This window comes from Terriglobales bacterium, assembly GCA_035764005.1.
Classification (GTDB): domain Bacteria; phylum Acidobacteriota; class Terriglobia; order Terriglobales; family Acidobacteriaceae; genus Gp1-AA112.
The window spans coordinates 18741-29529 of record DASTZZ010000077.1 but is presented as its reverse complement, the minus strand read 5'-3'; the positions used below and the strand labels follow the sequence as shown (position 1 = coordinate 29529).

Below are 10789 nucleotides of genomic sequence, written 5' to 3'. Positions count from 1 at the left end.
CGTTGTTCGCGCAGGATCTTGCTTCATTCGAAAAAAAGACAAGCGTCAAGACGTTGTCCAATGGTCTGACGATCGTGGTCTGCGAACGTCACGAGGCGCCGGTCTTTTCGTTTTACACGCTGGTCGATGCCGGCGCCGCGCAGGATCCAAAAGGGGAAACCGGCATGGCGCACATGTTTGAGCATATGGCCTTCAAAGGCACGACCACGATCGGGACCACCGACTACGCAGCTGAAAAGGTCGCGATGGAAAAAGAAGAGGCGGCATACCAGGCGTATCAGGGTGAGAAGTTGAAGCGCGTTGGCCAGGATCCTAAGAAGCTCGAAGAGCTCGAGAAACAGTTTCTCCAGGACGAGCAGGAAGCCGACAAGTACGTAATCAAGAATGAGTTTGGCGAAATCATCGAACGTGAAGGTGGCGAAGATCTCAACGCCACCACGGCGGAGGATGAAACTTCTTATTTCTACTCCCTGCCGTCCAACCGGTTGGAGCTGTGGGCTTACTTAGAGTCAGACCGTTTCCTCCATCCCGTCCTGCGCGAGTTCTACCAGGAGCGCGACGTCGTTTATGAAGAACGCCGCATGCGCACGGATTCGAGTCCGTTGGGACGAATGATCGAGCAGTTTCTTGCGACGGCGTACATCGCGCATCCGTATCGCAATCCCAATGTGGGGTGGCCGTCCGATCTCACGAACCTCACCCGCACCGAAGCCCAGCAGTTCTTCGATAAGTACTACGTCGCTTCCAACATGACCATCGCGGTGGTCGGTGACGTGAAGCCCAACGAAGTCTTTTCCCTGGCAGAAAAATATTTTGGACAACTGCCGGCTAAGCCAAAGCCGGAAGATCTGCACACAGTCGAGCCAAAGCAGGTTGATGAGCGCAATGTGAACATTCCGGAGCGCTCCCAGCCTATCTATCTCGAGGGCTATCATCGCGGCGATTATCGCGACAAAGATGACGCCGTCTATGATGCGATCTCCGATCTTCTCTCGGAAGGACGTACCTCACGTCTCTATCGTTCACTGGTGCGCGATAAGAAGATCGCCGCCGCCGCAGTAGGATTCACCGATTTTCCCGGCGTGAAGTATCCCAGCCTCTTTGGGTTTTATGCCGTTCCTACGCGCGGGCACACTCCAGCGGAACTCCAGGCCGGATTTAAGGAAGAAATCGACCGCATCAAAACGCAGGATGTGAGCGACGCCGAATTGGAAATGGTGAAAACACGCGCGAAGGCCAACCTCATTCGCGGCCTTGGCGACAATGGTGGATTGGCCCAGCAGTTGGCGATCTACCAGGCTCGCTATGGCGACTGGCGCGAACTCTTCTACAACATCGATCGTCTGCAGAAGGTTACAAAAGAGGACATTCGCCGTGTCGCGAACGCAACTTTCACGCCGACGAATCGGACCGTGGCCATAGTGCAGACGGTGAAGCCGCCAGCAGCGCAAGAGCAGACCGCCCAGAGCCAATAAAGGGAACCAGCGGCGGTAGTCGGTGAGGCAGCCGCGTTGTTAGCGGCTGCGGGCGAAGACGACTATGAACGGCATGACGCCTCCGGAGCTGGCCGTTCGGGCCATCTCCCGCCCTCCGTCCATCGGCGGCCGTTGTGTTGTAGCTTCGGATTCCCTGGTTTCACGCTGCCGGATTTCGGCTGACAATGACTCTCATAGAGCGCCTATGAGCTTCGTCAACACCTTTCGCGGTCTTTACCGTCTGCTGCTTAGCGTTGGCAACTCGCTGCAATCGCTACTGCTGCTCGCCATCCGGCTTTACTGGGGATGGCAGTTCTGGCAGGCCGGCTGGGGCAAGCTGCAGGACATCTCCAAGCCAATCGGATTCTTTACCGATTTGGGAATTCCGTTTCCGGTTTTCAACGCATGGCTAGTGTCGATCCTTGAGTGCGTCGGCGGCGTCATGCTCTTCGTCGGCTTCGCCTCCCGACTTATTTCCATTCCCCTGGTCATCGATATGACGGTCGCGTACTTGACGGCCGATCGCGAGGCTCTCAAATCGATCTTTGCAGAACCGGGAAAATTCTATGGCGCCGATCCGTATACCTTCTGGTTTGCCGCGTTGGTGGTTTTCATCTTCGGCCCGGGCGCATTCTCCGTTGACTGGCTTATCGCGCGCTTTGTTGATCGCCGTTATGGAGAGTCGCCGCGCCCGTTGGCAATGCCGGTGTCGCAAAGACTCTGATAAGCTCGGAAAGCAGCACTCAGCAGTCAGCAATCGGCATTCAACTAGAACATGAGCATGGATATGTTGTGTTTTGCTGATTGCCGATTGCTGAATGCTGAGTGCTGGTCTGCCGATGTTCGCATCGTCGCTACTCTCGATCCTTCTCGTGTTCAGCCTCGCATTTGCGCCTCATCGCGATCCCTCGTTCAAAGTGGGCGGTGGCACCGTCGACGTAAACCTTGACTCCGATCTATCGCAGACGACGCAAGACGAGCTCATGACCTGGGTGCATGATGCCGGCAACGCGATCGTCGCGTATTACGGCCGCTTCCCGCTGTCGCACACATATGTGGAAGTCCGCAGCTTCGATGGGCGAGGAGTCCACAACGGCCACACCTTTGGCGTCGATAATGGCGGCCTGATTCGCATCTCGGTGGGCATTCAGAGCACGCCGGAAGAACTGAAGCGCGACTGGATGCTGACGCACGAGATGGTGCACCTGACCTTTCCGTCAGTCCCGCGCGAGCACCACTGGATCGAAGAAGGAAGTGCCGTGTACGTTGAGCCAATCGCGCGCTTCCGCGCCGGTAATTGGGGCAAAGAGCACGTATGGGGCGAGATGATGCGCGACATGCATCAAGGTTTGCCGGAACAAGGCGACGAGGGCCTCGACAACACCCACACCTGGGGACGTACTTATTGGGGTGGTGCGCTGTTTTGCCTCTTGGCCGACATCGAAATTCACGAGCGTACTCATAACCGCAAAGGCCTTGATGACGCACTGCGCGCCATCATGAACGACGGCGGGGTGATCACAAAAGACTGGGAACTCGACCATGCGTTCTCAGTCGGCGACAAAGCCGTTGGCGTTCCCGTTTTAGAACAGCTTTACGCCAAAATGAAAGACAAGGCGGTGAACGTCGATCTCGATCAGCTCTGGCGGCAGCTTGGTGTCTCCCAGCAGGACGGGATCGCAACTTTCGACGATAAAGCCCCGCTGACCCCGATTCGCGAAGCAATCACGACGGGCAAGCCGGTCAAGATAGGAAACAGCAAGTTCTCCGTCGATAGCTTGATGTCGGAAAAGTGATCTGCGCAAGACTCAAAGCGCTAGGCCCTTCGGCCTACATTCACTGACGATCCGTCCTGCCCAGCTAGAATGGCACTCCATGCCCAAGTCTCAAGTTAAAAACTTTCGCGCCACCTTGGAACGGCTGCGCGGCAATTTGGGATGGATTATTGTCCGCATTCCATTTGACGTGAAGAAGACTTGGGGCAGCGCGCGGCCGAAAGTGCGAGGCGAAGTAAACGGCGCCGTCTTTCGCACGTCAGTTTTTCCTGAAAAGGATGGTCGTGCGTTTCTACTGATCAATAAGCAACTGCAGAAAGATGCCGGCATCGTCGAAGGGATCACCGCAAATTTCAAGATCGAACTCGATACAGCACCGCGTGAAGTCAAGATTCCGGCGGAGTTGAGTGGGATCTTTGCTGAGAGCAAGCGGCTTAAGAAGTGGTTCGAATCGCTTAGCTATTCTTATCGTCGGTGGATCGCGGATTGGATCGCAGAGCCCAAGATCGCAGCCAGCCGCGAGCGCCGCGCCGATCAGATCGCCGAACGACTGATGGAAACCATGGAAGCCGAACGTGAGCTTCCTCCGCTGATTAAGACAGCCTTCGAACGCAATGCACTCGCACGGGAAGGTTGGAGCCGCATGACCGCGCGGCAACGGCGAGGCGAGCTGATGGCCGTTTTCTATTACCGTACTCCGGAAGCGCGCCAGCGTCGTCTTCAGAAGGTTCTCGACTTCGCGAAGAATGTCGCAACTCGAAAGCTGGACCAATCCGATTTGGCTGACGCAATTGACTGACGCTTTTCCTCTATCTGCAGCATCTCTTGCCACATGGCTACTGTGACGCTTCCGGCTGTCGCTCCCTCGCGCGCGGTTCGCCTTCTGTGCTTTGCGGCAATCTATTTCCTCTGGGGAGCATCGTTTCTTGCGATCCGTGTGATCGTCGCCACTGTTCCGCCGATCCTGGCCGCAGGGTTTCGCTTCCTCAGTGCCGGTGTGATCCTGTTCGCGTGGTCGCAACTGCGCGGCCATTCATCTCCGAAGCTGCGTGAATGGCGCAGCGCTCTTCTGTTGGGTGTGGTGATGTTCGCTTGCAATTACGGACCGTTGTTTTGGGCGGAGCAGCGCGTGCCATCCGGTGTGGCGGCAATCATCTCAGCGCTGATTCCGGTTTGGATTGCAATCTTTGAGTGGACACGTTCCGGTTCGGGAATACCGGGGAAATTGATGATCGGTATCGCGTGCGGGCTCGCAGGCGTCATAGTCCTGAGCCTCGCCCCTGGCAGTTTGCACGGCCAACGCATGGACCTTGGCGGCGTTGTTGCATTGCTGGTTGGCACTCTCGCCTGGTCGCTAGGCACGGTGTGGTCGCGGCGTTTGCCGCTTCCCAAATCGAAACCCACCTCCGCCGGTATTCAGATGATGCTTGGCGGGGTCACGCTGACCATCGTGTCTGTTCTGTCCGGCGATGCCCACCGGTTCTCGCCCGCAGAGGTGAACTTGCGTGTTGCGCTTTCCATGGCGTACCTCGTGATCGCTGCGTCGATCGTGGCGTTTACCGCTTACATCTGGCTGTTGGGGCACGAGCCTGCCACCCACGTCGCCAGTTATGCGTATGTGAACCCTGTAATCGCGGTATTGTTGGGATGGTCGATCGCTGGCGAAAAGCTCTCAATCCAGATCGTTTCCGGAATGGTGTTTGTAGTGATCGGAGTGATCGCGGTTCTCCGAAGTGCGCCGTCGCGCACCGCCTGACTCTGGCTCAGGCAGGCGAGGATTCGAAAGTCTCAGAAATTTCCTCTATATTTCTTGGTTCTACTGCAATAACAAAGCAAAGGAACCCACACTTGCGATCTTTCATTCGGTTTTTCTCACTTGCCGCGTGCGTTTTGGGCCTGGCAAATTGCGCTTCCGCTCAATCGCCCGATACATGGTCCTTCGCTGTTTCCGGGGATTCACGAAACTGCGGGGATGTCGTCATGCCTGCGATTGCGGCCGGTGCCCATGCTGACGCCGTGAAGTTCTACTGGCACCTTGGCGATTTTCGTGCCGACTACGACTTCGATCAGGATCTGCTCGCAGCCCCCGAATATCGCGGAAAGCATCCCACGATCTCCGACTACCAGCGTATCGCGTGGGACGACTTCATCGCGCATCAACTCGATCCCTTCGGCGATACTCCAGTTTTTCTTGCCATCGGCAACCACGAACTCGTTCCCCCAAAGACGCGTGCAGACTACCTCCAGCAATTCGCTGACTGGCTTGATGCTCCTCCGATTAAGGCGCAGCGCCTGCGCGATGATCCGCATGATCATAAGCTGCGTACCTACTATCACTGGATGGAGAACGGGGTGGACTTTCTCTCTCTCGACAACGCCTCGCTCGATCAGTTCGATGAAGCGCAAGTCTTGTGGATTGAACGAGTGCTGGCGCGCGATGAATCCGATTCCTCAGTGCGAACCGTGGTGCTCGGAATGCACGATGCACTGCCAGATAGCATCTCCACCGGACACGGCATGAATGAATCGGCGCAGATGGAGCGCAGTGGCCGGCGTGTATACCAGGATCTGCTGACGTTTCGAAACAAAACGAGAAAGTATGTGTACGTCCTCGCCAGCCACTCGCACTTTCTTATTGAAGATGTCTACAACGACGCATGTCACCCGAATCCCGAGACGCTGCTTCCAGGCTGGATCGTAGGAACCGCCGGTGCGATTCGCTACCGCTTACCGAACAACTTAGGCGGAGCCAAGTTAGCGAAGACCGATGTCTACGGCTATCTGCTGGGCACAGTGCAATCGAGCGGTGAAATCAAATTCCAGTTTCGGGAAATCACTCGCGACAAGGTGCCGCAAGCAGTAAATGATCGTTACGGTGACCAGGTGCAGGCTTGCTTCTTCGAAAACAAATCGAAGTACACTCCTGCCGGTCCGGACTGCGCGAAATAACGGAACCGGCGGCGGTAGCCGGTGGGTGTTGCTGGGCGACCAAGCTCAGCAGCTTCGAACTTCCGAAGCACAACGCGCTGCGTTATATCAGGGACTGCCCCACCGCTTACCGGCGGCGGTTCCGTAGCAAACAGCGCCGGTTTGATCAGCATCAGAACAGGCGATGAACCCTTACGACAAATATGGTGAGTACAGCAGAGCTGCCGGCGGCTCTGATAGGGCCAAAACAGCTCTGATCTTTTTAGCAATCGGAATAGGCATCGGAGCGCTGATTTCGTTGCTCGTGGCGCCGCGGTCGGGTTCCGAGGTGAGACAAGCAGTTCGCGGCAAACTCGACGACGCTCGCCGTGGACTCAGCCGTCAGAGCAACCGCGTTCGCCAGAAGGTAATGCCGATCCGCAGGACGCGATAACGGAGCCGTGGGCGGTAGCCGGTGGGTGTGCTGGGCGCCAAGCCCGGCACCAGATTGCCGAAGCATTCGATTGCCTCGTGGGATCGATGAGCCAAACCGCCCGCCGTTCATGTACGGCGGCATTGTTGCTACACATTGATATAGAACGTCGCTCCCGACTTGGGCTTTCCGTCTGCCGGATATTTCAAAGCCGAGAAACTGAACTGCCGATGCTCCCGAAACGGGAACGGCTCAAGCCGGTATTCGTCACCCGAGCGGCTTAACGCGAGCTTGGGACAATCAAAACTAACTGATCGTCTCGATCCACAACATAGATAAAGCGACAGCAAATCGCAGAACTGAAGCGCGTCCACGAGGCTTTCGAGCACTGCGTCCTCCTTCTTGATCTTTGATTTCAACCGTTGCTGGCGCTGTTTCTCACGATTGCGAAAACTCTGCAGCTTGCTCTGGTCTTTATCGCCATTTCGCATCGAGATGCGCTCGAAATGCCGGCTCACGAGAAATCCGCCGATCGGCGCGAACTTCTCAGCGGTGTCTATGGAAGCCGTCCAGGCGCGCAGAAAGTGATCGGCGGCGAAATCAAGGAAGCTCTTCGGCTTCAGCTTCGGATTGGCCCGAAGCTGCTGGATCTGTTCGGCGTCCTCCCTGCTCCAACCGGAATCGTGCAGTGCGATTGAACGCGACACGGTCTCATCGATCGCGCCAAATAAATCTTCGCGCAATGAAGCGGCCAACTCACCGGAAAGGGCAGCGTGCGCCGGTTGGGTGGCTAACCAATAGGACGAAGCTGATTCTCGTTGGCGTTCTTCCACTGCGGGCCACGCCGCAATGGAGTCAATGTTGCGTTCATCAGCGATAGGAAAAATAACCATCGGCTGCTCTTGGCGCCTTGTTTGCTGCTCATCGCTTTTCAAAAACGCGCCTGATGCTGATAATAGATGGTTGAGACGCTCCTTCCAATTCTCCTTGCTGCCGGCCTCTCTGATTCTTGTTCTTGGATTTGCCGCATGTAACAGAAAGTCATCGAAGGCATCTCGTCCGCTGACGCCGCAGGAGCTTCGTGGCCGCGAGATCTTCGCGGCCAACTGTGCCGTATGCCACAACGCTTACAAGCAGGAACCGCTGCAAGGTCCGCCGCTGGCGGGAATGTTTTCCAAGCAGGCTTTGCCGAGCGGCATGCCTGCCACTGACGAGCATGTGCGCAACACGATCGTGAGCGGACGCCGCAACATGCCTCCGTTCAACGGCGTGCTTGATGACAAGCAGATCGATGACCTGCTTGCGTTTCTGCATACGCTTTGAGGATCGCTGAGAGTCTCGTCTCGTAGAATAGAACCAGCAGATGGCCGCCTTTGCCGAACTCGTACAGATCGATCTCGCTCCACGTGTGCCGAAGCCCAAGCCGGAATGGTTGAAGGCGCGTGCGCCGATGGGCGAGAACTATCACGAGCTGAAGAAGCTCGCGCGCAAGCTCGAGCTGCACACTGTCTGCGAGTCGGCGCAGTGTCCGAACATCGGCGAGTGCTGGAACCATCGCACGGCGACGTTCATGCTGCTGGGCAACCTGTGCACTCGGCGCTGCGGATTCTGCGCTGTGCCCAAGGGCAGGCCAGAGGCAATCGATTTTGACGAGCCGCGTCGTGTTGGGGAAGCCGTCGCCGCCCTCGGATTGAAGCACGCAGTCATTACCAGCGTAAATCGCGACGACGACAACATCGGCGCAGCCACGGTTTTCGCCGAGACGATTCGTCAGGTTCGCGAGCAAGCTCCCGGATGTCAGGTCGAGGTCCTTATTCCTGACTTTCAGGGGCGAGAAGACGCCCTGAAGATTGTTCTCGCAGCCAAGCCCGAGGTCCTGAACCACAACACTGAAACTGTGCCGCGTCTCTATCGCGCCGTCCGCTCCGGTGCTCGCTACGAGCGCACCCTGAAGCTGCTGGGAAACGTGAAGACCTTCGCGCCGGGAATGGTGTCGAAGACCGGGGTGATGGTCGGCATCGGAGAGACCACCGATGAGTTGCTCGGGGTCTTTCGCGACCTCGCGTCGGTCAACGTTGATATCCTGACCGTCGGCCAGTATCTCCGTCCGTCGCGCGACCACTTGCCCATGACGCGCTACTACCATCCGGACGAGTTCCGCTTCCTTAAAGACGAAGCTCTCAAAATGGGCTTCCGGCATGTGGAATCCGGCCCGTTGGTACGTTCGTCTTACCATGCGCACGAGCAGGCGGAATCGACCGGACTCGTCACCTTGACCTCGCCCGCTTAACCCTGATTAGGTAACCAAAAAATAGTTACCGTCCACTAACATTGATGTTGTATGCTCCTGATACACACTCAGGAGTTAAGTTATGCCGGCAAAGGTGAAGAAGGCCAAGGCGCGCCCGAAGCGCACCATTCTGGCTGCCACAGACGACCATCCTCTCGGCCTGTGGGTCGATAAAGAGTTGCTGCGCAAGCATACGCAGCAGACGCCGCGCACCATTATCCACGGGCACTCCGAAGCCGCCGGCAACCGGTATCTTGAGCTCGCCGATCTCGTTTTGGGAAACGGCAAAAAGAAAAAGCCGTCCGCAAAACGGGAAATTTGACAGCCGATTCGTGCTCCATGTAATCTCACTGGCACAGAGATGAGACAGCTTCACCATCACCGCCATTATCATCACGTGGCCAACGTGTCGGCGGATCGTCTCTAGCGAATTCAAACGTAAATCAAGAGATTCAGACCCGCTGACGCATCTGCTCAGCGGGTTTCGTGTTTTTGCCTTCTGTGCGGATCGAGCGGCTAACGGAGAGGAAATGATCAAGATCGATTTCGACAAAATGGAAGGCCTCGTGCCCGTCGTGGTTCAGGACAACGCCAATGGCGATTTGCTGATGGTAGGCTTTGCCAACGCTGAAGCGTACAGGCGCACGCTCGAGACAGGATTTGTGACGTTCTTCAGCCGCACGCGGCAGAAGTTGTGGATGAAGGGAGAGACCTCGGGCAATCGCCTGCGCGTGATCTCCGCTTCGACGGACTGCGATAACGACTGCCTGCTCTTCCGCGTGGAGGTGGAAGGAGATGGGCTCGTCTGTCACGAAGGTACGCGCTCCTGCTTCACCAAGAACATCGAGGTCACGCCCGAGCTCGAGGTGAAGCGATGAAGATTCGCCTCGGCATTCCCAAGGGCAGTCTGCAGGACGCGACCATCGCGCTCTTCGGGCGCGCCGGCTTCAACATCTACGCCAGCGGGCGCTCGTATTTTCCTGGGATCGATGATCCTGAGATTGAATGCATGCTGATCCGCGCGCAGGAAATGGCGCGTTACGTCGAACATGGCTTCCTCGATGCCGGCCTCACCGGCCGCGATTGGGTCATCGAAAGTGGACTCGACGTCGAGACTGTCACCGATCTTGTCTATGCCAAGCAAAGCCGCGGTAAGGTGCGCTGGGTTCTGGCAGTTCCCCAGGATTCCCGTTTTGAAAAAGCCGAAGACCTGAGCGATTGCATCATCGCTACCGAGCTGGTCAACACGACGAAGAATTATTTTGCTGCAAAGAATATTCCGGTCAAAGTCGAATTCTCCTGGGGAGCAACGGAGGTGAAGCCTCCAATCCTCGCCGACGCGATTGTCGAGGTAACGGAAACCGGAAGCTCTCTTCGCGCCAATCGCCTGCGCATCATTGAGACCGTCTGTGAATCACAAACTCAGCTGATCGCCAACAAGAAGGCCTGGCAATCTCCGGAAAAGCGCAAAAAAATTGAAAACGTCGCGCTGATGCTGCGCGGCGCCATCGACGCGCAAGGCCGCGTCGGGCTGATGCTCAATGTGAAAAAATCCGATTTGACACAGGTGCTCGCAGTCCTGCCCGCGCTCAACAGCCCAACAGTTTCGGAACTCAGCAATCGCGAATGGGTCGCGGTGAACACGATTCTCGAAGAGAGCATCGTCCGCGACGTGCTGCCGAAATTAAAAGACGCAAATGCGAGTGGGATTGTGGAGTATCCGTTGAATAAGATCGTGATGTAGGTCATGAAAAGAAGACGGGGAGACGGCTTATGGAGTGCGCTCTCTAGATACTGTCATCCCTCGCTCCGCCGCGATGCTACCGAGAGCAGGACGGATCGGGTTTGCGGAGCGGGGGACCTGCTGTTTGTCAGGAGCGGATAAAAGCAGGTCCCTCGACCGCAACAC

General features: G+C 56.7%; 13 protein-coding genes. 12 read left to right on the top strand and 1 reads right to left on the bottom strand.

Annotation, left to right across the window (positions count from 1 at the left end; genetic code table 11):
- The first annotated feature begins 2 nt into the window (after positions 1 to 2).
- From VFU50_13250 to VFU50_13220, 7 genes are all read left to right on the top strand, one after another.
- Positions 3 to 1475, top strand: a complete 1473-nt coding sequence (locus tag VFU50_13250) for a pitrilysin family protein (protein ID HEU5233824.1) — start codon at positions 3 to 5, stop codon at positions 1473 to 1475.
- Positions 1476 to 1680: 205 nt separating this feature from the next.
- Positions 1681 to 2199 (top strand): DoxX family protein, encoded by a 519-nt coding sequence (locus tag VFU50_13245; GenBank protein ID HEU5233823.1) that lies wholly within the window; start codon positions 1681 to 1683, stop codon positions 2197 to 2199.
- Between the two features lie 94 nt (positions 2200 to 2293).
- A complete protein-coding gene (locus tag VFU50_13240; GenBank protein HEU5233822.1) occupies positions 2294 to 3271 on the top strand; it encodes a hypothetical protein in 978 nt (325 codons plus the stop codon).
- Between the two features lie 79 nt (positions 3272 to 3350).
- On the top strand, positions 3351 to 4049 hold the full coding sequence (locus tag VFU50_13235; GenBank protein ID HEU5233821.1) for a YdeI/OmpD-associated family protein: 699 nt from the start codon (positions 3351 to 3353) through the stop codon (positions 4047 to 4049).
- 33 nt (positions 4050 to 4082) lie between these two features.
- Entirely contained in the window at positions 4083 to 5006 is a 924-nt protein-coding gene (locus VFU50_13230; GenBank protein HEU5233820.1) for an EamA family transporter, read from the top strand.
- Between the two features lie 224 nt (positions 5007 to 5230).
- On the top strand, positions 5231 to 6199 hold the full coding sequence (locus VFU50_13225) for a metallophosphoesterase (GenBank protein HEU5233819.1): 969 nt from the start codon (positions 5231 to 5233) through the stop codon (positions 6197 to 6199).
- 163 nt (positions 6200 to 6362) lie between these two features.
- Positions 6363 to 6611: a YtxH domain-containing protein gene (locus VFU50_13220; protein ID HEU5233818.1), complete on the top strand. Its 249-nt coding sequence runs from the start codon at positions 6363 to 6365 to the stop codon at positions 6609 to 6611.
- A gap of 128 nt (positions 6612 to 6739) precedes the next feature.
- On the opposite strand, the gene VFU50_13215 is transcribed toward VFU50_13220, so the two are convergent.
- The gene (locus tag VFU50_13215; GenBank protein HEU5233817.1) at positions 6740 to 7483 is read right to left on the bottom strand and encodes a DUF3891 family protein; all 744 of its coding nucleotides are present in this window, start codon (positions 7481 to 7483) and stop codon (positions 6740 to 6742) included.
- Between the two features lie 70 nt (positions 7484 to 7553).
- On the opposite strand from VFU50_13215, the gene VFU50_13210 reads away from it, so the two are divergent.
- From VFU50_13210 to hisG, 5 genes are all read left to right on the top strand, one after another.
- Entirely contained in the window at positions 7554 to 7913 is a 360-nt protein-coding gene (locus tag VFU50_13210; GenBank protein ID HEU5233816.1) for a cytochrome c, read from the top strand.
- Positions 7914 to 7953: 40 nt separating this feature from the next.
- Positions 7954 to 8880: a lipoyl synthase gene (gene lipA / locus VFU50_13205; GenBank protein ID HEU5233815.1), complete on the top strand. Its 927-nt coding sequence runs from the start codon at positions 7954 to 7956 to the stop codon at positions 8878 to 8880.
- A gap of 82 nt (positions 8881 to 8962) precedes the next feature.
- Positions 8963 to 9202 carry a hypothetical protein gene (locus VFU50_13200; GenBank protein ID HEU5233814.1) on the top strand — a complete coding sequence of 80 codons (240 nt, stop codon included), beginning with the start codon at positions 8963 to 8965 and terminating at the stop codon, positions 9200 to 9202.
- A 208-nt stretch (positions 9203 to 9410) separates the two neighbouring features.
- Entirely contained in the window at positions 9411 to 9758 is a 348-nt protein-coding gene (gene hisI, locus VFU50_13195) for a phosphoribosyl-AMP cyclohydrolase (protein ID HEU5233813.1), read from the top strand.
- Entirely contained in the window at positions 9755 to 10624 is an 870-nt protein-coding gene (gene hisG, locus VFU50_13190; GenBank protein ID HEU5233812.1) for an ATP phosphoribosyltransferase, read from the top strand. The genes hisI and hisG overlap by 4 nt, the downstream gene beginning before the upstream one ends.
- Positions 10625 to 10789 lie beyond the last annotated feature (165 nt).